This is a genomic window from Streptomyces sp. SM18 (assembly GCF_002910775.2).
Taxonomy (GTDB): domain Bacteria; phylum Actinomycetota; class Actinomycetes; order Streptomycetales; family Streptomycetaceae; genus Streptomyces; species Streptomyces halstedii.
The window spans coordinates 2,132,930-2,157,424 of sequence record NZ_CP029342.1; the positions used below are offsets into that span (position 1 = coordinate 2,132,930).

General features: G+C 72.1%; 16 protein-coding genes, 2 tRNA genes and 1 pseudogene. 2 read left to right on the forward strand and 17 right to left on the reverse strand.

The features are described from left to right. Nucleotides 1-40 precede the first annotated feature (40 nt). From hemW to lepA, 4 genes and pseudogenes are all read right to left on the reverse strand, one after another. A complete protein-coding gene (gene hemW, locus B9S64_RS09585; protein WP_103504957.1) occupies nucleotides 41-1,282 on the reverse strand; it encodes a radical SAM family heme chaperone HemW in 1,242 nt (413 codons plus the stop codon). Between the two features lie 2 nt (nucleotides 1,283-1,284). Beyond that, nucleotides 1,285-3,244: pseudogene (locus tag B9S64_RS09590) on the reverse strand (SpoIIE family protein phosphatase). Nucleotides 3,245-3,578: 334 nt separating this feature from the next. Beyond that, entirely contained in the window at nucleotides 3,579-5,468 is a 1,890-nt protein-coding gene (locus B9S64_RS09595; protein WP_103490190.1) for a long-chain fatty acid--CoA ligase, read from the reverse strand. A 350-nt stretch (nucleotides 5,469-5,818) separates the two neighbouring features. Further along, on the reverse strand, nucleotides 5,819-7,693 hold the full coding sequence (lepA, locus tag B9S64_RS09600) for a translation elongation factor 4 (protein WP_103490189.1): 1,875 nt from the start codon (nucleotides 7,691-7,693) through the stop codon (nucleotides 5,819-5,821). Nucleotides 7,694-7,909: 216 nt separating this feature from the next. Between lepA and rpsT the strand changes: the two genes are divergently transcribed. Beyond that, complete coding sequence (rpsT, locus tag B9S64_RS09605; protein ID WP_014045865.1) at nucleotides 7,910-8,176, forward strand: 30S ribosomal protein S20; 267 nt, start codon at nucleotides 7,910-7,912, stop codon at nucleotides 8,174-8,176. A 311-nt stretch (nucleotides 8,177-8,487) separates the two neighbouring features. On the opposite strand, the gene holA is transcribed toward rpsT, so the two are convergent. After that, on the reverse strand, nucleotides 8,488-9,477 hold the full coding sequence (gene holA / locus B9S64_RS09610) for a DNA polymerase III subunit delta (protein ID WP_103490192.1): 990 nt from the start codon (nucleotides 9,475-9,477) through the stop codon (nucleotides 8,488-8,490). Nucleotides 9,478-9,678: 201 nt separating this feature from the next. On the opposite strand from holA, the gene B9S64_RS09615 reads away from it, so the two are divergent. Next, nucleotides 9,679-9,942: a hypothetical protein gene (locus B9S64_RS09615; RefSeq protein WP_103490188.1), complete on the forward strand. Its 264-nt coding sequence runs from the start codon at nucleotides 9,679-9,681 to the stop codon at nucleotides 9,940-9,942. A gap of 37 nt (nucleotides 9,943-9,979) precedes the next feature. Here the strand turns inward: B9S64_RS09615 and B9S64_RS09620 are convergent, their stop codons facing one another. From B9S64_RS09620 to B9S64_RS09670, 12 genes are all read right to left on the reverse strand, one after another. Continuing rightward, on the reverse strand, nucleotides 9,980-10,864 hold the full coding sequence (locus B9S64_RS09620; protein ID WP_103490187.1) for a YceI family protein: 885 nt from the start codon (nucleotides 10,862-10,864) through the stop codon (nucleotides 9,980-9,982). A gap of 308 nt (nucleotides 10,865-11,172) precedes the next feature. After that, nucleotides 11,173-13,710 carry a ComEC/Rec2 family competence protein gene (locus B9S64_RS09625; RefSeq protein ID WP_103490186.1) on the reverse strand — a complete coding sequence of 846 codons (2,538 nt, stop codon included), beginning with the start codon at nucleotides 13,708-13,710 and terminating at the stop codon, nucleotides 11,173-11,175. Then, nucleotides 13,707-14,711, reverse strand: a complete 1,005-nt coding sequence (locus B9S64_RS09630; RefSeq protein WP_258037767.1) for a ComEA family DNA-binding protein — start codon at nucleotides 14,709-14,711, stop codon at nucleotides 13,707-13,709. The genes B9S64_RS09625 and B9S64_RS09630 overlap by 4 nt, the downstream gene beginning before the upstream one ends. A 748-nt stretch (nucleotides 14,712-15,459) precedes the next feature. After that, a complete protein-coding gene (locus B9S64_RS09635; protein WP_103488388.1) occupies nucleotides 15,460-16,305 on the reverse strand; it encodes a DegV family protein in 846 nt (281 codons plus the stop codon). 102 nt (nucleotides 16,306-16,407) lie between these two features. Then, nucleotides 16,408-17,199: a hypothetical protein gene (locus B9S64_RS09640; protein WP_109492021.1), complete on the reverse strand. Its 792-nt coding sequence runs from the start codon at nucleotides 17,197-17,199 to the stop codon at nucleotides 16,408-16,410. A 145-nt stretch (nucleotides 17,200-17,344) separates the two neighbouring features. Then, nucleotides 17,345-20,212, reverse strand: a complete 2,868-nt coding sequence (gene leuS / locus B9S64_RS09645) for a leucine--tRNA ligase (RefSeq protein ID WP_103493082.1) — start codon at nucleotides 20,210-20,212, stop codon at nucleotides 17,345-17,347. Between the two features lie 382 nt (nucleotides 20,213-20,594). Then, nucleotides 20,595-20,667: transfer RNA gene (locus tag B9S64_RS09650), tRNA-Ala, on the reverse strand. A 181-nt stretch (nucleotides 20,668-20,848) separates the two neighbouring features. Further along, nucleotides 20,849-21,022, reverse strand: a complete 174-nt coding sequence (locus tag B9S64_RS34400) for a hypothetical protein (RefSeq protein ID WP_181387626.1) — start codon at nucleotides 21,020-21,022, stop codon at nucleotides 20,849-20,851. Between the two features lie 398 nt (nucleotides 21,023-21,420). Beyond that, nucleotides 21,421-21,493, reverse strand: a tRNA-Ala gene (locus tag B9S64_RS09655). 116 nt (nucleotides 21,494-21,609) lie between these two features. Further along, entirely contained in the window at nucleotides 21,610-22,263 is a 654-nt protein-coding gene (locus B9S64_RS09660; RefSeq protein WP_103493083.1) for a histidine phosphatase family protein, read from the reverse strand. Next, a complete protein-coding gene (gene rsfS, locus B9S64_RS09665) occupies nucleotides 22,260-22,691 on the reverse strand; it encodes a ribosome silencing factor (protein ID WP_103493084.1) in 432 nt (143 codons plus the stop codon). The genes B9S64_RS09660 and rsfS overlap by 4 nt, the downstream gene beginning before the upstream one ends. Before the next feature lie 68 nt (nucleotides 22,692-22,759). After that, nucleotides 22,760-24,487 (reverse strand): LCP family protein, encoded by a 1,728-nt coding sequence (locus B9S64_RS09670; RefSeq protein WP_109492022.1) that lies wholly within the window; start codon nucleotides 24,485-24,487, stop codon nucleotides 22,760-22,762. Between the last annotated feature and the right edge of the window lie 8 nt (nucleotides 24,488-24,495).

Genomic DNA, 24,495 nt, shown 5'->3' on the forward strand with positions numbered 1-24,495 from the left:
CGCCTCGCGCCGGGACCGGGCCCCGCCCCGCCCCGCCCCGTCAGTCCACCAGGTCCCGGACCACCGCGTCCGCCAGCAGCCGTCCGCGCAGGGTGAGCACCGCGCGGCCCTCCGCGTACGGTCCGGGCTCCAGCAGCCCGTCCGCCACCGCCCGCTCCGCCGCCGCGAGCCCCGCCGGGGCGAGCAGGGACAGCGGGCAGCCCTCCACCAGCCTCAGCTCCAGCAGGATGCGCTCCACCCGCCGGTCCTCGTCACCGAGGACCTCCCGGCCGGCCCCGGGTGAGCGCCCCTCGACGAGCGCCTGCGCGTACGCCCCGGGGTGCTTGACGTTCCACCAGCGCACGCCCCCGACGTGGCTGTGCGCGCCGGGACCCGCGCCCCACCAGTCGGCGCCCCGCCAGTACAACTCGTTGTGCAGGCACCGGCCCTCGGGCGTACGGGACCAGTTCGACACCTCGTACCAGGAGAAGCCCGCGTCGGCCATCACCTCGTCGGCGATCAGGTACCGGTCGGCGTGGACGTCGTCGTCGGTCATCGGCACCTCGCCGCGCCGGATGCGCCGGGCGAGCTGGGTGCCCTCCTCGACGATCAGCGCGTAGGCGGACACATGGTCGGGGCCCGCGCCGATCGCCGCGTCCAGGGAGGCCCGCCAGTCGTCGTCGGACTCCCCCGGGGTGCCGTAGATCAGGTCCAGGTTGACGTGCTCGAAGCCGGCCGCGCGGGCCTCGGCGACACAGGCCTCGGGACGGCCCGGGGTGTGGGTGCGGTCCAGGACCTTCAGGACGTGCTGCCGGGCGCTCTGCATGCCGAAGGAGACCCGGTTGAAGCCGCCCTCCCGCAGGGCCTGAAGATAGGCCGGGCCGACAGACTCCGGGTTGGCCTCCGTGGTGATCTCCGCGTCGTCCGCGAGCCCGAACTCCTCACGGACCGCCGCCAGCATCCTGACCAGGTCGGCGGCGGGCAGCAGCGTCGGCGTACCGCCGCCGACGAAGACCGTGCGGACCGGCCGGGGGTCGTCGCCGAGCACCTTGCGGGCCTGGCGCACCTCCTCGACCAGGTGGTCCGCGTAGGTGTCCTGGGAGGCCCGCTCGCCCCCGGAGCCGCGCAGCTCGGTCGCGGTGTAGGTGTTGAAGTCGCAGTACCCGCAGCGGGTGGCGCAGTAGGGCACGTGCAGGTAGAAGCCGAGCGGGCGGCCGGCGGCGCCTTCCAGGGCGTGGCGAGGCAGCGCCCCGTCGTCGGGCACGGGTTCACCATCGGGCAGTACGGAAGGCATACCGTCCATTGTCACCCGACGCCGGAGTTCTCCCCTCCACGCTCCGGCGGGGCGGCCTGTCCGCCCTCCGGCGGGCCGACCTGGAGCACGAGCAGGGCGAGGTCGTCGTCGGGCGGCTGCTCGGCGAACGCGTGGACGTCCCGTCTGATCCGGTCGGCGATGCCGTCGGCCGAGAGCCCCGCGCAGGCGGACAGGGCCAGCGCGAGGCCGTCGCCGTCGTCGAACATCAGCCGTCCGGAGCGCCGCTCGGTCACCCCGTCGGTGACACACAGGAGGCTGTCGCCGGGCGCCAGGTCGAAGCTCTGGCTCTCGTACACGACGTCGTCGACCACCCCGAGCAGGACCTGCGGCTCGGCGGCCGGGCGTACGGATCCGTCCGGGCGCAGCAGCAGCGGCAACGGATGCCCGGCACTGGCCACGGTGCAGCGGACCCCGCCGCCGGGCAGCGGCACGATGTCGCCGTACAGCAGGGAGAGGAAGCGGGACTGGGAGCCGTCCTGGATCTGCCGGCCGCCCGCCGCCGCGACCATCAGGGCGGCGGCCTCGGCGGCCTCCATCGCGTCGTCCAGCAGCAGCCGGTTGAGCCGCTCCAGGACCTCACCGACGCCGAAGCCCTCCCGGGACAGCAGGCGCAGCCACGGCCGGGCGAGCCCGGTGACGACGGCTGCTTCGGGGCCGCTGCCCTGGACGTCCCCGAGGACGAAGCACCAGCGGCCGCCGGGGCAGGGGAAGAGGTCGTAGAAGTCGCCCCCGACCACGCCGTCGTCCCCCGGCTCGTACACCAGGGCGCTGGCGACGCCCGGTATGTCGGCGACCTTGCTGGGCAGCAGACCGCGCTGGAGGATACGGCTGATGGTGGCCTGCCGGGTGTAGGCGCGCGCGGCGCCCACGGCGAGGCCGACGCGGCGCACGAAGTCCGCGACGAGGGCCGCGACCTCGCCGGGGAAGTGCGGGACGCCCTCACGTCCCACGAGCACGGCTCCGAGGGTCCGCCCGCCGGAGGTGATGCCGTGCGCGAGGACCGTGCCGTCGGAGCCCCCGAGGCCGTCCCGGGCCTCGCGCGGCCACGGTACGGGGACGGCGCCGGGGCCGACCCCCTCGGGCAGCCGGAACGGCTCCTTCTCCAGCGCGGGGCAGCAGGTCGGCCGCGGCCTCGTCGCGGTGCCAGACCCCGGCGAGCCGCGGGGCCGCCCCGGGGCCGCCGCTCTCGCTCTCCAGCCAGATCGCGCACCAGTCCGCGAGCCGGTCCACCACCAGCTGTCCCGCTATCGCGGCCACCAGGTCCTCGTCGAGCTGGCCGGCGAGCAGGTCGGAGGCCTCGGCCAGGAAGGACAGCGCCCCGCGCCCGGCGAGGCCCGTGTCCCGCCCGTCGTCGTCCCCGGCGGCGGTGAGGGCGCCCGCCGTGGCGGCCCGGGACGCCGGCTTCCCGAACGGCGCGGGCGCGGGGACGGCGGGCAGGTCCTCCCAGTCGTCCGCGGGCAGCCGGGCCCAGACGGTCTTGAGGCCGGTGCGGTAGGTGATGCCCCAGGACTCCGCGAGGGTGGCGACGAGCTGGAGCCCGCGGCCGTACTCGGCGGGGTCGGGGCGCCGGTCCGGGTCGTCGCGCACCGAGCGGGCGGGGTGGTGGTCGGTGATCTCCAGCACGAGCGCGGCGGGTTCCGCGCCGGAGGCGCACTCCAGGCGCAGGAGCAGCTCGACCGCCGTGCCGGCGTGCACGACGGCATTGGTGACGAGTTCGTTGGCGACGGTCACGGCGTCGTCGGCGAGCCGGTCGCCGAAACCTCCGGGACCGGGCAGGCCGAGCGCGGCCCACTCGGCCAGCGCGGCCCTGACGAACCGGCGGCCCGCGGAGGGGGCCAGCGGAATGCCGGGCAGGCTCGTACGGGCGACCGAACGAGGGTCGTCGCCCTGACCGGCGACGACGCTTCCGGGACGGTGCACGATGTCCCGCTGCAAGGGAATGGGCCCCACGGTGCGGCTCCTGACGGTCTCGCGATACGCCGCTGACGGTCCGGGGCCTCTCGTCCGGAACACGGCGCAGGACGAAAGACCCTAGGACAGAGTGACAGACCGGGCGCACCCATAAGCACCGAGTGACCAAAACGATCCACGTCGGACAGAAACGGGCCGGGACCGGCGTGCGCCCGCGCACTCGCCCGTCCCGGCCCTGAAGTGCGCGCCTACCCGCGCGCCACGCCCTCGGTCCCCGTGGGTCACCCCTCGGTCATGTCTCGGTCACGCCCTCCGGCCCCGCCCCGTTCACGCCTCCGGCCGTGCTCCGTGCACGCCTCCGGCCATGCTCCGTTCACGCCTCCCGGGAGCCCGCGTACATCTCCTCGATGAGGTCGCCGTACTCGCGCTCGACGACCGGCCGCTTGAGCTTGAGGCTGGGGGTCAGCTCCCCGTGCTCGATGTCCAGGTCGCGCGGCAGCAGCCGGAACTTCTTGATGGTCTGCCAGCGCTGGAGCCCCTCGTTGAGCCGCCGCACATAGCCGTCGATGAGCGCGACGGCCTGCGGGGAGGCCACCACGTCGGCGTAGGGCTTGCCGCCCAGGCCGTTCTCCTCGGCCCAGCCGAGGATGGTGGGCTCGTCGAGCGCGATGAGGGCGGTGCAGTAGTTGCGGTCGGCGCCGTGCACCAGGATGTTCGAGACGAACGGGCACACCGCCTTGAACTGCCCCTCCACCTCCGCCGGGGCGATGTACTTGCCGCCGGACGTCTTGATCAGGTCCTTCTTGCGGTCGGTGATGCGCAGATAGCCGTCCTGGGAGAGCTCCCCGATGTCACCGGTGTGGAACCAGCCGTCGGACTCCAGGACTTCGGCCGTCTTCTCCGGCAGCCGGTGGTAGCCCTCCATGATCCCGGGGCCGCGCAGCAGGATCTCGCCGTCCTCCGCGATCCGTACCTCCGTGCCGGGTAGCGGCTTGCCGACGGTCCCGGTGCGGTAGGACTCGCCGGGGTTCACGAAGGAGGCGGCGCTGGACTCGGTGAGGCCGTAGCCCTCCAGGACGTGGATACCGGCGCCGGCGAAGAAGAAGCCGATGTCGGGGGCGAGGGCGGCCGAGCCGGAGACGCAGGCGCGGAGCCGGCCTCCGAACGCCTCCCGGATCTTCGCGTAGACCAGCGTGTCGGCGACCTTGTGCTTGGCCCCGAGGGCGAAGGGCACGGACGCGGTGCCGGTGCGCCGGAAGTTGTCCTGGGAGACACGGGCGTACTCGCGGGCCACCTCGGCCGCCCACCGGAAGATCTTGTACTTGGCGGCCCCGCCGTTCCGCGCCTTGGTGGCGACCCCGTTGTAGACCTTCTCGAAGATCCGGGGTACGGCGGCCATGTAGGTGGGCCGGACCACCGGAAGGTTCTCGATGATCTTGTCGACGCGGCCGTCCACCGCCGTGACGTGGCCGACCTCGATCTGCCCGGAGGTGAGGACCTTGCCGAAGACGTGGGCGAGCGGCAGCCAGAGGTACTGGACGTCGCCCTCGGTGATCAGCCCGGTCGCCACGGTCGCCTTGGCCATGTACGACCAGTTGTCGTGCGGCAGCCGTACACCCTTGGGCCGGCCCGTGGTGCCCGAGGTGTAGATCAGGGTCGCCAGCTGGTCGGCGGTGATCGCTTCGACCCGCTCGGTGACCGCGTCCGGGTTCTTCATGAGGTGCTCGGCGCCCCGCGCCTCCAGCTCGGTCAGCGTGAGGACCCAGCCCTCCGGGTCGCCCTCGGCGGGCTCGGCGCCGGCCGGGTCGATGACGACGACATGGGCGAGGTGGGGCAGCTCGGCCCGGTTCTCCCGCGCCTTCGCCAGTTGGGCGGCGTCCTCGGCGATCAGGACCCGGCTCTCGGAGTCGGCCAGGATGAAGGCGGACTCGCCGCTGTTGGTGGACGGGTAGACCGTCGTGGTCGCGGCGCCCGCGCACATCACCCCGAGGTCGGCGAGGATCCACTCCACGCGGGTGGAGGAGGCCAGCGCGACCCGCTCCTCCGGCCGGACGCCGAGATCGATCAGACCGGCCGCGATGGCGTACACCCGGGTCGCGGCCTGTGCCCAGGTCAGCGACTTCCAGGTGTCCGGCCCCTGCCCGGAGGCCGCCGCCACGGGGTAGCGGTAGGCCTCCCGGTCCGGGGTGGCCGCCACGCGGTCGATGAAGAGGGACGCCACGGAGGGCGGCCGGCTGTCGATCAAGGTCTGTGTGTCGCTCACGACGTCCTCCGGGCCTGCGGCATGTACTACGACCGGCTTCTCGGTGCTGCTGCTTGTCTTCCTGCTTCTCGTTCCCGCGCGGCCTGCTTGTTTAACTGGCGAGTAACTAACGGGGTGCTGCTCAGACTAGAGCGCGCGGGTCCGTGGCGTAAGGGGCAACAGGCCGCCGCTTGATAACGAACGGGCCCCCGGACCGCGGACGTGTCCGCAGCCCAGGGGCCTCCCGGCCGTGCTCCGCCACGCGGGGCGGGAGCGGCCGGTGTCCGCGCGGGTGGCGCCGGTGTTCGGCGCGAGAGCGCCGCCGGTGTTCCGCGCGGGGGCGCCGTCGGCGTTCCGCGCGGGGGGTGGGGCTACTTCTTGCCCTTGCCCTCACCGGCCGACTCGTCGGTCGACAGGACGGAGATGAACGCGTCCTGCGGCACCTCCACGTTGCCGACCATCTTCATCCGCTTCTTTCCTTCCTTCTGCTTCTCCAGCAGCTTCCGCTTACGGGAGATGTCACCGCCGTAGCACTTGGCGAGGACGTCCTTGCGGATGGCGCGGACGGTCTCACGGGCGATGACCCGGGAGCCGATGGCCGCCTGGATCGGCACCTCGAAGTTCTGCCGGGGGATGAGCTTCTGCAGCTTGGCGACGAGCCGGACGCCGTACGCGTACGCCTTGTCCTTGTGGGTGACCGCGGAGAACGCGTCGACCTTGTCGCCGTGGAGGAGGATGTCCACCTTGACGAGCTGGGCCGCCTGCTCGCCCGTGGGCTCGTAGTCGAGGGAGGCGTACCCGCGGGTCTTGGACTTCAGCTGGTCGAAGAAGTCGAAGACGATCTCGGCCAGCGGCAGGGTGTAGCGGATCTCGACGCGGTCCTCGGAGAGGTAGTCCATGCCGAGCAGGGTGCCGCGCCGGTTCTGGCAGAGCTCCATGATCGCGCCGATGAACTCGCTGGGCGCCAGGACCGTGGCCCGGACGACCGGCTCGTGGACCTTGTCGATCTTGCCCTCGGGGAACTCGCTCGGGTTGGTGACGGTGTGCTCGGTGCCGTCCTCCATCTCGACGCGGTAGACCACGTTGGGCGCGGTGGCGATGAGCTCCAGGCCGAACTCGCGCTCCAGCCGCTCACGGACCACGTCGAGGTGGAGCAGGCCGAGGAAGCCCACACGGAAACCGAAGCCGAGCGCGGCCGAGGTCTCCGGCTCGTACACCAGGGCGGCGTCGTTGAGCTGGAGCTTGTCCAGGGCCTCGCGGAGGTCCGGGTAGTCCGAGCCGTCCAGCGGGTAGAGGCCGGAGAACACCATGGGCTTGGGGTCCTTGTACCCGCCCAGCGGCTCGGTCGCCCCGTTGCTGAGGCTGGTGATGGTGTCACCGACCTTGGACTGCCGGACGTCCTTCACCCCGGTGATGATGTAGCCGACCTCGCCGACGCCGATGCCGTCGGCCGGGGTCATCTCGGGCGAGGAGACGCCGATCTCCAGCAGCTCGTGGGTGGCGCCCGTCGACATCATCCTGATGCGCTCACGCTTGTTGAGCTGGCCGTCGACGACCCTGACGTAGGTGACGACGCCCCGGTAGGAGTCGTACACCGAGTCGAAGATCATCGCGCGGGCGGGGGCGTCGGCGTCGCCGACCGGGGCCGGGACGTCCTTGACCACCCGGTCGAGCAGGGCGTCCACGCCGACCCCGGTCTTCGCCGAGACCTTGAGCACGTCGTCGGGCGAGCAGCCGATGAGGTTGGCCAGCTCCTCGGAGAACTTCTCCGGCTGTGCGGCGGGCAGGTCGATCTTGTTGAGCACCGGCACGATGGTGAGGTCGTTCTCCATCGCCAGGTAGAGGTTGGCGAGTGTCTGCGCCTCGATGCCCTGGGCCGCGTCGACCAGCAGGATCGTGCCCTCGCAGGCGGCGAGGGAGCGGGAGACCTCATAGGTGAAGTCCACGTGGCCGGGCGTGTCGATCATGTTGAGGACGTGGGTCCTGCCCTGGTCCGCACCCTCGGTGGGCGCCCACGGCAGACGGACCGCCTGGGACTTGATGGTGATACCGCGCTCGCGCTCGATGTCCATCCGGTCCAGGTACTGGGCGCGCATCTGCCGCTGGTCGACCACACCCGTCAGCTGAAGCATCCGGTCGGCAAGCGTCGATTTGCCGTGGTCGATATGCGCGATGATGCAGAAGTTACGGATCAGCGCCGGGTCGGTACGGCTCGGCTCGGGCACGTGGATAGGAGTCGCGGGCACGCAGGGTCCTGATTCTTGAGACGCCGGACGCCGTGTCTCGGGTCGAAGTCGGGTCGGACGGATCGATACGTAGCTTCCATCGTCCCACGCCTGGGCGGTACCGAGCGGTTTGGGCCGGTCGGAGGGTGACTGATACCGTGGGCAGCTGTGCCTCGTGGCTCTCCGAAGCGGCGTGGCACTCCAATGAAGATCCAACGAACCTGCAAAGGCTCTTTCGTGGCGAACATCAAGTCCCAGATCAAGCGGAACAAGACCAACGAGAAGGCGCGCCTGCGCAACAAGGCCGTCAAGTCGTCGCTCAAGACCGCGATCCGCAAGGCCCGTGAGGCTGCCGCCGCCGGCGACGTCGAGAAGGCCACCGTGGCCGCTCGCGACGCGTCGCGCGCGCTCGACAAGGCTGTCTCGAAGGGTGTCATCCACAAGAACTCCGCCGCCAACAAGAAGTCGGCGCTGGCAGTCAAGGTGGCCGGCCTCCAGGGCTGAGCTTGTGATGTGAACGCCGGAACGGACTCAGCGGGCCCTCTCTCCCGCTCCTGACCGGCACCCCGCGCCGCACACCGAACCTGCGTTCGCCACGCGGGTGCGGCGCACCGAGCATGAACACGAAGGCCCCGGGCCCGTCCTCCCCAGGACAGACCCGGGGCCTTCGCGCTGCCCGGGAGTCTCCGGCATGCCGCTGACTTCTGGGTTGCCCGGTGGGCTGGTGGCCGGGTGCGCGAGGCGTCGGGGTGGCCGGCGTGTCCCGGGGCGTGCATGCCGGTCTACGGGTCTACGGGTCTACGGCGGGTGCCGGCTCAGCGTCCTCCGGAACGGGCCGCGCGCGCGATCGCGACCACGGCCTTCTCCAAGGCGTACTCGGGGTCGTCCCCGCCGCCCTTGACCCCGGCGTCGGCCACGGCGACCGCCCGTAGCGCCGCCGACACCCCGTCCGGGGTCCATCCCCTCATCTGCTGGCGCACCCGGTCGATCTTCCAGGGCGGCATGCCGAGTTCACGTGCGAGGTCGGCGGGGCGGCCGCCCCGCGCCGACGAGAGCTTGCCGATGGCGCGGACGCCCTGCGCCAGCGCGCTGGTGATCAGCACGGGGGCGACTCCGGTCGACAGCGACCAGCGCAGCGCCTCCAGCGCCTCCGCGGCCCGGCCCTCGACCGCCCGGTCGGCGACGGTGAACGAGGACGCCTCGGCACGGCCCGTGTAGTACCGGCCGACGACCGCCTCGTCGATGGTGCCCTCGACGTCCGCGGCCAGCTGCGAGACGGCGCTCGCCAGCTCGCGCAGGTCACTGCCGATGGAGTCCACGAGCGCCTGGCAGGCCTCGGCCGTGGCGGAACGCCCCAGCGTCCGGAACTCCGACCTCACGAAGGTGAGCCGCTCGGCGGGCTTCGTGGTCTTGGGGCAGGCGACCTCACGCGCCCCGGCCTTCCGTACGGCGTCCAGCAGGCCCTTGCCCTTGGCTCCGCCCGCGTGCAGGAGCACGAGCGTGATCTCCTCGGCGGGCGCGGTGAGGTAGGCCTTGACGTCCTTGACCGTGTCGGCGGAGAGGTCCTGCGCGTTGCGGACGATCACCACCTTGCGTTCCGCGAAGAGCGACGGGCTGGTCAGCTCGGCGAGCGTGCCGGGCTGGAGCTGGTCGGAGGTCAGGTCGCGGACGTCGGTGTCGGCGTCGGACGCGCGGGCCGCTGCCACGACGTGCTGCACGGCACGGTCCAGGAGCAGGTCCTCCTGGCCCACGGCGAGCGTGACGGGGGCGAGCGGATCGTCGGTGGAATTCCTTCTGGTGGCCATCGCCCCCAGCATCCCACGCACCTGTGACAACGCCCTCTCCCCCCGCTCGCCTCTCCCGGGACCGGACCGGGACCGGGACCGGACAACAGGGCCGGGCCCGCCGGAACGAGAGCCCGGATACACCCGGCACCACCCGGTGACGCGCCGGGATGTTGTGCCCACGGACCCGCTCGACCGGGGCGGGGATCCGCCGGGACGCGGATGCCGGAGAATGTCCGGGTGAGCGATGTGAGACATGTACTGGTGCTGCCCGACCGCGACGCGGCCCAGGACCTGGCCGACGAACTGGCCGACCGCTTCGGCGTCACCGAGGAGCCCCAGCTCGTACGGGACGCCCTGGCCGGTGAGGACGACGCCGAGGACGCCCAGTGGCTCGTGGTCGTGGAGGACCCGGCCGGACGGCTGGACGCCACGGCCCTCGACGCGTTCGCCGCGGAGTACGAGGGATGGCTGGAGGCGCCCTGACAGCACCCGTCCGCCGTCACGGCGTCCCGGGCGGCCGTCAGCTCTTGGGAACGATCTGGATGTCCATGTCGATCGAGATGCTGGAGCCGACCACGGCGATCCCCCGGGCGAGCATGGTCTGCCAGGTGAGGGTGAAGTCCTCCCGGTGCAGCTCGGTGGTGGCCCGGCAGGCGGCGCGGACCTCGCCCTCCAGGCCGTTGCCGAGACCGAGGTACCGGGTGTCCAGGGTGACCGTGCGGCTCACGCCGTGCAGGGTGAGCGCACCGCTGACCCCCCATCGGCTGCCGCCCCGGTGGACGAAGCGATCGCTGTAGAACTCCAGCGTGGGGTAGCGGCCCACGTCCAGGAAGTCCGAGGACCGCAGATGGTCGTCGCGCATCTGGACGTTCGTGTCGATCGACGCGGCGTCGATGACGACATGCATGGCGGAGTCCTCCATGCGGTCGGCGATCCGGACCGCCCCGGCGAAGGTGTTGAACCTGCCGTGGATACGGGCCATCCCGATGTGGCGTGCGGTGAAGCCGATCTGGGAGTGCATCGGCTCGATCTCCCACTCCCCCGGCACGGGAAGCTGCGGCGGCTGGGACATCTGGAGCGTCACGTCCCCGAGGCCGGTGTGCCCGCCCTCGGACACCGTGGTCTGGCTGTGGAACGGGGTGAAGCCCTCCGCCGTGACGGCCAGGCGGTACTCGCCCGAGGGGACGGTGGCGACGACGCTTCCGAAGGGGTCCGTCTCGCCGCCGACGACCTTGCGTCCGGCAGCGTCGGTGACGGCGAACTCGGCCTGCCGCAGCGGTTCACCCACGGGGTCCAGTACCCGGCAACTGAGCAGACCGGCGGTGTGCGGCACCGGCAGTCCCGCGACGGCGCCGCCGAACGTGTGGCCCGACGTGGCCTTCTTGCCTAGCAAACGGCCGAACATGCGCACTCCCCAGGGCGGTTCTCACCTCGGGCCCCTGACGGCTGGACGTCGTTGTCGGAGCAGCGGCCCGCCGACGAATGAACATTCGACCACCATTGCCACGTTCGAGGCAAACGAGGCACCTCGACGCGGGTTGAGCCGAGGTGTGACCGAAGGTCCGAATTGACGGCCCCCCTTGAGCCCGTACGCGCGCCGAGCGGCCTCCCGCCCCGCTCGCCAGGACGGTGGTGCCCAGGGTGTGGCCCCCGGGTGTCACACGCGGCCGGCGCCCCTCCTCTCCCTCACCCATGAATGGCCCACTCCCTCGCTCATGAACGGCCCACCGCGCGCAGCCCGTCCCCGGCACCGGACACCGCGATCGCCCCGTCGATGTCCGTACGCAACACCCGTGCTCCCGCCGCCGTGAGTGCCTCGACGGTCCGGGCCGCCGGATGGCCGTAGGGGTTGTCCGTGCCGCAGCTGATGACCGCGAGCCGGGGACGGGCGGTGCGCAGGAGTCGGGCGTCCTGGTAGGCGGAGCCGTGGTGCGCCACCTTGAGAACGTCCACCCGTGGCAGCGCCGGATATCTGCGCAGGACCCCTTGCTGGGCGGGGGGTTCCAGGTCGCCGAGGAGCAGCAGGGTCAGCGCACCCGACCGCACGAACAGGGTGAGGCTGGAGTCGTTGGGCTCCGTCAGGAAGTACGGTGGCGCGCCCGCCACCTGAGGTGCCGGCCAGAGCACCTGCCAGTCGAGGGGCCCGAGCCGGCGACGCTCCCCCGGCACGGCCGGGACGACGGGGACGTGTGCCTCGGCGGCGGTGCGCCTCACGAACGCCGCCTGCTCAGCCGGTTTTCGCAGGCTCGTCGTCTGGACGGCGCCGACCTCGCGTCCTCGTAACACCCCCGGCAGGCCCCGCACATGGTCGGCGTGGAAGTGCGTCAGTACCAGGAGCGGCACATGCGTGATGCCGAGTTCACGCAGGCACCGGTCGACCGGCCGGGGGTCGGGGCCGGTGTCCACGACGACTCCGCTCCCCTGTCCGGCCGCGAGCACCATGGCGTCCCCCTGCCCGACGTCGCACAGCGCGAACGCCCAGCCCGGCGGAGGCCACCCGCTCATGATCCTGGTGAGCGGCACGGGCCGCAGCACCGCGAGGACCAGGAGCAGCACGGCCGCCGAGCAGACCCAGGGGTGGCGGGCCAGGCGGCGGGCGGACAGCACCAGGACGACGGTGACGGCGGCCAGCAGTCCTGCCCCCTGCCACCCGCCGGGCCAGTCGGCCTGGGCGCCGGGCAAGGATGCTCCGGTGCGGGCGACCGTGGCGATCCACCCGGCCGGCCATCCGGCGACCGTGGCCAGGGTCTGCGCCGCCGGTATCGACACCGGGGCCACGGCGAGCGCCGCGAAACCCAGGACGGTGGCGGGCGCGACGGCGAACTCCGCCAGCAGATTGCAGGGGATCGCCACCAGGCTCACCCTGGAGGCGAGGACGACGACCACCGGGGCGCAGACCGCTTGGGCGGCCCCGGCGGCGGCCAGAACCTCGGCGAGTCTCGGCGGGACCCCGTGCCGTTGCAGGGCACCGCTCCACCGTGGGGCGAGTGTCAGCAGCGCCCCGGTGGCCAGCACAGACAGCAGGAAGCCGTAACTTCGGGCCAGCCACGGGTCGTAGAGCACCAGCAGCAGGACCGCCGCGGCCAGGGCGGGGATCAGCGACCTTCGGCGGCCCGTGCCGATGGCCAGGAGGGTGATCAGCCCGCAGGCCGCGGCGCGCAGGACACTCGGCTCGGGCCGGCAGACGATCACGAAGGCGAGCGCGATGCCTCCTCCGGTCAGTGCGGTGAGGCGCAGAGAGAGACCCAGGCGTGGTGCCAGGCCCCGGCGTTCGCTCCGCAGGGCTGACCCCGGGGGCCCGATGAGGAGGAAGAGCAGAATCGACAGATTGGAACCGGAGACGGCCAACAGGTGCGTGAGATCGGTGGCTTTGAAGGCGTCGTCCAGTTCGGGACCGACCCGGGAGGTGTCACCGACGACCAGCCCCGGCAGGAGCGCCCGCGCGTCGGTGCCGAGCCCGTCGGTGGCCTCGCGCAGACCGGCCCGCAGCTTCCCCGCGACACGCTGCACCGGAGTGGGTGCCCTGATGACCTCGGGTGGCCTGCCCGCGTCCGCACGGATCACGGCCGCGATGCGTTCGCCTTCGTGCTGCGGCGGTGCGAACCGTCCACCGATCCGGAGCCCGGTGGTGGGCAGCAGCCGTTGCCACCGGCCGGCCGCCTCGCCCGGTGTGACCATGAGCAGCACGGGGGTGCGCAGCCGGGTGACCGTGCCGTCCGCGGTGGTGAGCCGGGTGACCTCGGCATCCACGAGCAGGGAGGCGGGCATGCTGTGATCTCCCCTGATCTGCGGCCGGGTCCTGCGCGGGTCGGACGTGACCGTCACCTCCGCGTCGGCTCGGGCGAAGCTCTGGGCCAGGCCGGGTACGGGCCCGCTCCGGGCGTCGGCTCCGTGGATCCCGGCGGCGGCCGCACCGGCCGCCGCGCAGAGCAACACTCCGGCGGCGGCGGTGCCACGCCACCACCGGTACGCCGGTGCACCGCCGCCGGCCTGTCCGGAACCGGGCCCAGGGCCCCGGACCCGGTTCACCCTGCCGACGGCCCAGGTTCCGCCCACGATGCCCAGGGCGGCACAGACGGCGAGCGCCACACCCATGGCCACCCAGCGCCCCGGCGCGTCCAGGGCGAGTGCGGTGGCGGCCCAGGCCGCCAGTGCGGGCGGGACGAGCCTGAGGTCGAGCGGCCCCTCCTGCCTCGGATCAGCCACCCCCAGCCGCCGTCCCGATGCGGTGTGGACAGCGGGGCCGCTCACGGCACGACCAGAGGGCGCAGGTCCGCGAACCGGCGGTCACCGATGCCGCTGACCTCACGCAGTTCGTCGACGGATCGGTAACCCCCGTGTTCGGTGCGGTAGTCGACAATGTGCTGGGCGAGCACCGGGCCGACACCGGGCAGGGTCTCCAGTTGTTCGGGGGTGGCGGTGTTCAGGCTCAGCGGCGCCGCTGGACCCGCCTGCCCGGTCCCCGTGGGGCCGCCGCCGCCCGCTGATCCGCCCGGTGCGGGCTGCACGCCTGGCAGGCCGACGACGACCTGTTCACCGTCCATCAGGACGCGTGCCCGGTTGAGCCCGGTCATGTCGGTGCCCTTGCGCACTCCCCCGGCGGCGCTCAGGGCGTCGGCGACCCGTGAGCCGGACGGCAGCCGTTGGATACCGGGGCTGCGCACCTTGCCGCTCACATCGACGACGATCTGGCCGCCCGAACCCACGGCCGGGGCCCCTCCGGCCGCCTCGGAGCCGGAGCCGGGGGAACCGGAGGCGCCGGAGTCCATGGCAGGCACCAGGGCCTCGGCGGCCGCCCCCCGCACACGCTCAGGGGCGCTCACGGTCTGAGGGCGGGCCGACCAGAAGTGCGCCCCGGCGAGGACGGCCGCCCCGACCAGGACGACGGCGAGCGCGGCCAGCGATTTCGGCTCCAGAGAGCATCGGAGCTGTAGCCACAGCGGTAACCGGTCGCGCAGGGCCGGGCCCACCGACCGCCACCATCGAGGCCGTGGCGGTGGCACCGTGGGCGGGACCCCGGGCTCGGACACCGGCCGCCGCCCGGCAGCAGACCCCCTCGCCCCCGCCACCTTGAGGCCCGTCCCGAGACGAGCACCGGCACCAGCACCAGCACCAGCACCAGCACCAGCGTGAACATGGGCATGGGGACTGGCCTCGGCACTGGCAGGAACGGGGCCGTGCCTCGGCAGGGGTGTCGCCGCGGAGGCCCACGAGGGAACCGGGCGCGCGCCCCGTGGCTCCGGGGAGAGCATCCTCCCGGACGGGCCTCCTGCCCCCGGCGGTGCTCCTGTTCCCTCTCGGCCGCCCACCCCCGGCACGGCTCCCGCGCCCAGGTCGGCACGGGCACCACCTCCGGCGCCCACGGCACCCGCACCGACGCCCGTACTCGCACCCGCACCTACGCCCGCACCCACACCCGCCTTCGCAGGCAGTGACACGCCCCCCAGCGGCCTCACAGGCGCGGGCGACCTCCCGGACGCGGGCGATCTCCCGGGCGCAGAAGGCCCACCGGGAGCGGACGGCCTCTCAGGCGCGGGCGGCCTCCTCAAGGGCTGCACGGGCGGGCCCGCGGCAGGATCGCCCCGGCCCGACCGCGCCGCCGGGCCCACCGCCGCCTCCGCTCCCCCGGCGGCGCGGAGCCCGGCCATCAGCGCGTCCGCGCGCAGCCGTGAAGCCGCCGCGTCCGGCGCGCGCGCCGGACGGCGTCGACGGGCATGACGGCCGCCGGGACCCGTGCCCGCCCCGCCGCCGGGAGCGACACCCGGCCCCGGCCGTGCGCGGGCGGCCGGATCCGGCAGGCGTCGGCCCGGCGGCCGAACCGGCCGGTCGGCGGTGCCGCCGCTCGGGCTGACGACTGCGACGACACGACGGGATACATGGAGTGTGCGGAGAGTCATGCCGCCGACGCTAGACACTCCTGCGGAAACGCGCTGAGCAGCGTCAATTCCGGTGGATAACCAGCTGGTTGTGGATAATCCCGCCACCCGTGAGGGTGAGCTTTCAGCGCGGTGACACGACCGCGCCCACCAGCCCCGGCCCGGTGTGCGCGCCGATCACCGCGCCCACCTCGCTCACGTGCAGCTCCGCCAGACCCGGTACCCGCTCGCGCAAGCGCTCGGCGAGCCCGTCCGCGCGGTCCGGTGCCGACAGGTGGTGCACCGCGATGTCCACCGCTCCGCTCCCGGCCCGCTCGACCACGATCTCTTCCAGGCGTGCGATGGCCTTGGAGGCCGTCCGCACCTTCTCCAGCAGCTCGATGCGCCCGCCGTCCAGTTGCAGCAGCGGCTTCACGGCGAGGGCGGACCCCAACAACGCCTGTGCGGTGCCTATGCGCCCGCCCCGGCGCAGGTAGTCGAGTGTGTCGACGTAGAAGTAGGCGGAGGTGCCCTCGGCCCGCTTCTCCGCGGCGGCGACCGCGTCGTCCGGTCCGCCGCCCTGTTCGACGGCGTCCACGGCGGCCAGCGCGCAGAAGCCCAGGGCCATGGCGACCATCCCCGTGTCGACGACGCGCACCGGGACCGGCGCGTCCTTCGCCGCGAGACACGCGGCGTCGTACGTACCCGAGATCTCCGCGGACAGGTGCAGGGAGACGATGCCCGACGCCCCCGCCTCGGCCGCGGTGCGGTAGGCGGCGGCGAAGACCTCGGGACTGGGCCGGGACGTGGTCACGGAGTGGCGTTTCTGCAGTGCCAGAGCCAGCGACCGGGCCGAGATCTCCGTACCCTCCTCGAAGGCCTGGTCGCCGAGGACGACGGTGAGCGGCACAGCGGTGATGCCGTGCCGTTCCATCGTCTGGCGCGGCAGGTAGGCCGTGGAATCGGTGACGATCGCGACATGGCGGGACATGAGCCGGAGATTACCCTCCGGGCCGGGCGCGGGGCAGGCCGGGCCCGCCGCGCCACACGTTCCGGAACGTACCCGGCCGGTCCGGTCCGGGGCGGGCCGGTGTCAGTTCGTGGTCTCCGGCCTGGCCGTCTTCTGCCAGGGGTACCCGCCGGTCCGCCGGGCGTCCGGCGGCGTCAGCGCCTGCGGCGTGTCCGTGCCGGCCGGGCCGCTCCGGCCCGGCCGAGCGCCGCCCACCGTGGGACCGGCGCCGCCCGCCGTGGGACCGCCCGCGCCGCTCGTGGCGGGACCCGCCGGACCCGCCGTCTCGCTCCTGGGAGGGCCACCGGCGTTCCCGCCCGGCACCGGCCCGTCCGTCGTCCAGTGCCGCAGGGCTCCCGCTTCCACGTCGATCTCGGCGTTCAGCGCGGCGAGGTCGTCGTCGGCGAACCGCCGCGCCCGGTCACGCGCCGCCCAGCGCAGCGACTCCGCCGAGTGCGTGATCCGCCCCGTGCGCTCCTTCAGCCCAGGCAGCAGCGTGGCGACGGTCGCCCGGTCCGGCTCGCGCTCCAGACGCCTGAGGTCGTCGTCCAGCTCCCGCCCGTGCACGCTCAGCCGCTCGAAGAGCTCCAGCGACTCACGCAGGGACGCGTCCTCGGCGACCCCGGCGTTCAGCGCGTCCTGGGTGGCCCGCATCGAGGTCCGCAGGCTGAGCCGCAGCTGTGCGAGCTCCCCCTGCACACCCGGCTGCCCGTAGCTCTTGGCCCGCAGCGTGGTGTCCTCCACGGAGCGGCGGGCCTGGGTGATCGTGCGGTCCACACCGCGCTTGGCGGCCCGCACGGCCTTGACCCCCGCGTACACCGCGAGCACCACGAACGCGACGAACAGCAGCGTCAGGATCAGGATGGCGGCTTCCATGAACGCCCCTCGGGTATCTGCGGCTGCCGGTGTGCGGTCGCCCTTCTACCGTAAACGGAACGGGCAGGCCGAGGGTTCCTGCGGAACCCCCAACCTGCCCGTAGGGGAAAGCCCTGGCCTGCCGTTCGGCGGCCGGAAAGCGCCGTTACGCGGGGACGATGTTGACCAGCTTCGGTGCCCGCACGATCACCTTGCGGATGCCCGCTCCGCCCAGTGCCGCGACGACGTTCTCGTCGGCCAGGGCCAGCGCCTCCAGCTCCTCGTCCGAGATCGACGGGGAGATCTCCAGGCGGGCCCGGACCTTGCCCTTGACCTGCACCACACAGGTCACCGTCTCGTCCACGACGTACGCCGGGTCGGCGACGGGGAAGTCCTGGTGCACGACGGACTCCGTGTGGCCCAGCCGCCGCCACAGCTCCTCCGCCACGTGCGGGGCCAGCGGCGCGACCAGCAGCACCAGCCGCTCGGCGACCGAGCGCGACAGCGGGCCGCCCGCCTTGGTCAGGTGGTTGTTCAGCTCGGTGACCTTGGCGATGGCCGTGTTGAAGCGCATTCCGGCCATGTCCTGGCCGACGCCGTCGATCGCCTTGTGCAGGGCCCGCAGCGTGTCCTCGTCGGGCTCGGTGGAGACGACGGTGACCTCGCCCGTCTCCTCGTCGACGATGTTGCGCCACAGCCGCTGCAGCAGCCGGAACTGGCCGACGACCGCACGCGTGTCCCACGGGCGGGAGACGTCCAGCGGTCCCATCGCCATCTCGTACAGCCGCAGGGTGTCGGCCCCGTACTCGCCGCAGATCTCGTCGGGGGTGACGGCGTTCTTCAGCGACTTGCCCATCTTGCCCAGGACACGGCTGACCTTCTCGCCCTGGTGGTAGTAGGCGCCGTCGCGCTCCTCGACCTCGGCGGCCGGCACCGCGATGCCACGGCTGTCCCGGTAGACGAAGGCCTGGATCATGCCCTGGTTGTACAGCTTGTGGAACGGCTCGGAGGACGAGATGTGCCCCAGGTCGTGCAGCACCTTCGACCAGAAGCGGGCGTACAGCAGGTGCAGCACGGCGTGTTCGGCGCCGCCGATGTACAGGTCCACGCCACCGCTGGGCTGCCCCTCCCGGGGGCCCATCCAGTACTGCTCGACCTCCGGGTCGACCAGCCGCCGGTCGTTGGTCGGGTCCAGGTAGCGCAGCTCGTACCAGCAGGAACCCGCCCAGTTGGGCATGGTGTTGGTCTCGCGGCGGTACTTCTTCGGCCCGTCGCCCAGGTCCAGGGTGACGTGGACCCAGTCGGCGTTCCTGGACAGCGGGGTCTCGGGCTGGGTGTCGGCGTCCTCCGGGTCGAAGGTGCGCGGCGAGTAGTCCTCGACCTCGGGCAGTTCCAGCGGCAGCATCGACTCGGGCAGCGCGTGGGCGACGCCGTCCTCGTCGTACACGATCGGGAACGGCTCGCCCCAGTAGCGCTGGCGGCTGAACAGCCAGTCGCGCAGGCGGAAGTTGACGGTGCCCTCGCCGACGCCGTGTGCTTCCAGCCACTCGGTGATCCTCGCCTTGGCGTCGACGACACCCAGACCGTTCAGCGAGACCTCGTCGTTGGCGGAGTTGACCAGTTTCGCCTCGTAGGAGGCGAAGGCGTCGTCCCAGGTCGAGGTGTCCGTGCCACGGTCGTCCGAGGGCTCGACGACACAGCGCATCGGCAGCTCGAAGGCGCGCGCGAAGGCGAAGTCGCGCGCGTCGTGCGCCGGTACGGCCATGATCGCGCCGGTGCCGTATCCCATCAGCACGTAGTCGGCGATGAAGACGGGGACCTTCTCGCCGCTGACCGGGTTGGTGGCGTACGCACCGGTGAAGACACCGGTCTTGTCCTTGGCCTCCGCCTGCCGCTCCACGTCGGACTTGGCCGCGGCCTGCTTGCGGTACGCGGTGACGGCCTCGGCCGGGGAGGCGTGTCCGCCGGTCCACACCGGGTGGGTGCCCTCGGGCCAGGCCGCGGGGATGATCCGCTCCACCAGCTCGTGTTCGGGCGCCAGCACCATGTAGGTGGCGCCGAACAGGGTGTCCTGGCGGGTGGTGAAGACGGTGATGTCACCGGCCCCGTCGACCGGGAAGTCGACGCGCGCGCCCTCGGAACGGCCGATCCAGTTGCGCTGCTGCAGCTTGATGGCCTCGGGCCAGTCCAGCCCGTCCAGGTCGTCCAGCAGGCGGTCCGCGTAGGCGGTGATGCGCATGTTCCACTGGCGCAGCTTGGCCTTGAAGACCGGGAAGTTGCCCCGCTCGGAGCGGCCGTCGGCCGTCACCTCCTCGTTGGCCAGCACGGTGCCCAGCCCGGGAGACCAGTTGACGGGCGCGTCCGAGGCGTACGCCAGGCGGTAGTGGCCCAGGACCTCCGCGCGCTCGACGGCACTCAGCGCGTCCCAGGGGCGGCCGTCGGGGGTGGCACGCTCACCGCTCTCGAACTGGGGGACCAGTTCGTCGATCGGGCGGGCCCGGCCGGCCTCGGCGTCGTACCAGGAGTTGAAGATCTGCAGGAAGATCCACTGGGTCCACTTGTAGTACTCCGCGTCGATCGTCGCGAAGGAGCGGCGCCTGTCGTGGCCCAGGCCCAGCCTGCGCAGCTGGACCTTCATGTTCCGCATGTTGGCCTCGGTCGAGGTCCGCGGGTGGGTGCCCGTCTGCACCGCGTACTGCTCCGCCGGGAGGCCGAAGGCGTCGAAGCCCAGGGTGTGCAGGACGTTGTGGCCGGTCATCCGCTGGTGGCGGGCGTACACGTCGGTGGCGATGTACCCCAGGGGGTGACCGACGTGCAGGCCCGCTCCCGACGGATACGGGAACATGTCCATGATGAACTTCTTGGGCCTGGCGGCCAGCGCCGGGTCTCCCGCCAGCTCACCGGTCGGGTTCGGGGCCTCGTAGGTCCCCTCGGCGTCCCAGAAGTCCTGCCAGCGTGCCTCGATGTCGGCGGCCATCGCGGCCGTATAGCGGTGCGGCGCGGCCACCTCGGCCGCGTTGTTCGTCTCGCTCATGATCCTCAAGCTCCATCGATCGTCATCTGCCGGCGCCCACGTCCACGGACACACGTCTACGGACACACGTCTACGGAAACGAAAAATCCCCTCGCACAGGAGGGGACGCCGCGCCGAGTCCGACCAGGCGTTCTCACCGGTCGGTAGTCGTCAGCGCGGCTCGCTAAGCAGAAGGCGTACGGCACGCATGGCGCCAGGGTACCGCACGGGCCCGGAGCGACGTCCGCGATATCCGCGCCGCCGGGGCCGCCTCCCCCACGGGCCGAACCGGTCGACCACGACAGGGAACGGCGCACAGGACAGAGAGCGGGACGTGACGCCGAGGTGCGGGCTACGACGCAAGAAGCGGGCCACCCGATTCGGATGACCCGCTTCTCCACTGTGGAGCTAAGGAGAATTGAACTCCTGACCTCCTGCATGCCATGCAGGCGCTCTACCAACTGAGCTATAGCCCCTCGCCTTTGCCGCCCGGTTCCCCCGGCGACATCGAGAACATTACACGGTCCACCCGGTGCATCAAAAATCGATTCGGTTCCGCCCGGTTCCACCGCCGCCGGCAGCGCCCGTCGGCCCCGTCCGCCACAGGCCACCGGCCTCAAGCCGTCCGCTCAGCCCGCCCGTCTCAGGCCGTCCGTCTCAGGCCGTGGCGAAGGAGTAGAAGCGCTTGAGGGTGCAGTGCTCCTCCAGGAGCCTGCCGTAGATGGGCTCCCCCTCCAGCTCCCGGTAGGTCTCGATGGGGTCGCCTTTTATGATCAGCGCCCGCGCGCACTCCTCGCACCAGTACTGGTACCGCGTGTTGACGGGGTCCATGTCCCGGACGATGGGCGTACCGCTGCCGCACCAGTCGCACTTCCGCCTGTGTGCACCCATCCGGTCAGCTCCGGGAGCGGCGGCGGGCCGTACACGCGGAGGAGTCCTCCGGCAGGGCGGCCGAGCCCGGTGATGTCGTGGGGACGAGGGGCAGGTCAGGGACCCGTACGCGGCTCGCAGGCATCGCGCTCCCTCCCGATCGGTCCGTCGCCCCTCCGGCGCTCCGATTCTGCCATGACCCCGCGAGCGGGTCAGCCCGCCGAGAGCCGGTGACCACCTTTGTCGTGAAGAACGGCCGGGAACCGGGCCCCGAGGCGGTGGCAGCGTGTACCGCGCCCGCGGAAGCCAGCACGCGTACCAAAAGATCCCGCCCCCTGCCGGGGACGGGATCCTGACTGTGGAGCTAAGGAGAATTGAACTCCTGACCTCCTGCATGCCATGCAGGCGCTCTACCAACTGAGCTATAGCCCCGCTGTTCGCTGTGTTTCCCTGCGTTTCCGCGCTGCGAACAAGAGGAACTTTAGCCTGTGACCTGCCGGAAAGTGAAATCCGGCCCCTGCCGCCCGGGAGCGGCCCGCGGGCACGCCCTAGTCGTCGTCGCCGAGGACCGGTTCGGGCAGGGTCCCGGCGTTGTGCTCCAGCAGGCGCCAGCCGCGCGCGCCCTCGCCGAGCACGGACCAGCAGCAGTTGGAGAGGCCGCCGAGGCCCTCCCAGTGGTGCGCTTCGAGGCCGAGCAGACGGCCGATGGTGGTCCGGATGGTGCCGCCGTGACTCACCACGACCAGGGTGCCGGCGTCGGGCAGCGCGCCGGCGTGCTCCAGAACCACCGGGGCGGCCCGGTCGGCGACCTCGGTCTCCAGCTCACCGCCGCCCCTGCGAATGGGCTCGCCGCGCTTCCAGGCGGCGTACTGCCCGCCGTACTGCTCGACGATCTCCTCGTGCGTGAGCCCCTGCCAGGCGCCCGCGTACGTCTCACGCAGGGCGGAGTCGTGGACGACCGCGAGGCCGGTGACCGCGGCGAGCTCGGCCGCCGTGTCCGCGGCCCGTCGCAGGTCGGAGGCGACGATGGCGTCCGGCCTCAGCGAGGCGAGCAGCCGGGCGGCCCTGCGGGCCTGGCCGAGGCCCGTCTCGGTGAGGTCGATGTCGGTGGAACCCTGGAAACGGCGTTCCAGGTTCCATGCCGTCTGGCCGTGCCGCCAGAGGACGATCCTGCGGCCCCTGCCGCTCCCGCTGCCGTTCAGCTCTGGTCACCTTCCACGCCGCCGTTGAGCTGGGCGTGCTCCTCGGCCTTGCCCCGGGTCCTGATCGCGTCCTCGGGGAGGTCGATCTCGGGGCAGTCCTTCCACAGGCGTTCGAGGGCGTAGAAGACACGCTCCTCGCTGTGCTGGACGTGGATGACGATGTCGACGTAGTCGAGGAGGATCCAGCGGGCGTCCCGGTCGCCTTCGCGGCGGACCGGCTTGGCGCCGAGCTCCTTCTGCAGCCGCTCCTCGATCTCGTCGACGATCGACTTGACCTGGCGGTCGTTGGGAGCCGAGGCCAGCAGGAAGGCGTCGGTGATCGACAGGACGTCGCTGACGTCGTAGGCGATGATGTCGTGCGCGAGCCGGTCGGCCGCGGCCTGGGCGGCGGCGTTGATGAGCTCGATGGAGCGGTCCGTGGCGGTCACATGCAGGCTTTCGTCGGCGGTCAGATCAACCCCTAGGGTCTCACGGACCGCCGACAGCCTGACGACGCCTAATCCGGGATCTTGTAGTTCTGACCGAGGACGACCGACACGTCGGCGTTGGCGGCGGGTTCGGCCTTCTTCGCCGCGCTCGCCGGCAGACCCAGGGTCTTGGCGACCTCGACCGCCTCGGCCTTGTCCTCCTCGGTCCGGTAGCGGACCTCCGAGGACGGCTCGGTGTCCGCCGTGCCGCCGTCGACGAAGGCGTAACCGCCGTTGACCAGCCGCACCCGGGCGTTCTGGGTGGCCTCCGCGACGCCGGTGGCGTTCTGGACGCCGACGCGCACCGTGTCGCCCTTCTCCGGGCTGGTGACCTTGCCGCCCAGTACGTCCTTGACGACGCTTTCCGTCGCCTCGGCCGTGAGGGTCCCGTCGTCCTGGACCGGCAGCAGCTCCGTCTTGTAGTCGCCGACCTTGGCGTGACCGGCGAGCTTCGCGAGCGAGGCCCCCAGGTCCTTCTCGGGCAGCGACGGGTCGAGGATCTGCGCGAGCGTCGCCACGGTGACCGTGGCGGCCTCGGGCTCCTCGGACATCTTGCGCAGCACGCCGCGCATGACCTCCCCGAAGCGGGTCAGCTGCTTGGTCTCCGGTTCGTCGGGACCCTGGTAGGTGGCGTAGGCGACGGCGGCCGGGCCGCCGAGTGCCTGGCGCTCGCCCTTGGTGACCAGGGGATCGGCGTTCTTCTTGGTGTCGGGCACGTCGGTGTCGGCGTCGATCTCGATGCCGCCGACGAGTTCGACGAGGTTCTCCAGGTAGGGGGTGTCGAGCCGCCAGGTCCCGCTGATCCGGGTGCCGAGGAGGGTGTCGATCGCCTCCCGGGTACCGGCGGACCCGTCGTCGTCGACGGACTCGCCGAGCGGGATGGTGGAGCCGTCGTCCGCGGCCACGGAGAGCGAGTTGGGCAGCAGGACGGTGGTGCCCCGCTTCGTGGTGACGTTGTCGACGAGCAGCGCCGTGGAGGTGCCGCCCTTCTTGGTGTTGTGCAGGTGGACGACGATGACGTCCCGCTGCTGCGGGCCGGTGGCGGTGGTCTTCCCCTCGTCCTGGCCCGAGATGCCGGGGATCTTGCCGGCGAACCAGAGGTAGCCGGCCCCGCCGACCACCACGAGGGCGGCGACGACGATCAGCGCGACAAGCCGGTTGCGTCCCCGGCGCCGGGCCTCCTCACGCCGTTCGCTGCGGCTCTCGGTGAACTTCAGCCAGTCGATGACGTCTTCGGAGTCCTCGTCGGGCTCCTCGATGAAGGAGAACTGCTCGGTGCGGTAGTCGCGGTCGGCGCGCCGCTGTTCGGGGACGACGGCGTCGGGTGCCGGCTCGGCCTCGCGCGGCGGCTCCGGCTGCGGCGGGGCGGCTGCCGGGGCGGTGACGGCCGCCGCCTCCCACTGCTGGGTGCTGTCCACGGCGGCCTGGCCGCCGGTGTCCTGCCCGTAGCCGCCGTGGCCGCCGTCGTCGTAGCCGTATCCGGGCTGCGCCGGCGGCGACTGGATCTGCTGTGCGTAGGGGTCGTACTGCTGCTGTGTGCCCCCGTACGGGTCGTAGCCGTAGCCCTGGGCCGTCCCGTAGCCCTGCTGGGTCTGCCCGTCCTGTGGGGACTGCTGAGCCTGCTGGGGCTGCTGCGCGTACGGGTCGTACTGCTGCTGCGCCTGCTGCTGATAGACCGGCTGACCGTACTCGTCGTAGCCGACGATCTGTGGCTGCTGCGGGTAGTACGGGTCGTACGGGTTTGGTCGGTCGTTCACCGGTGCCC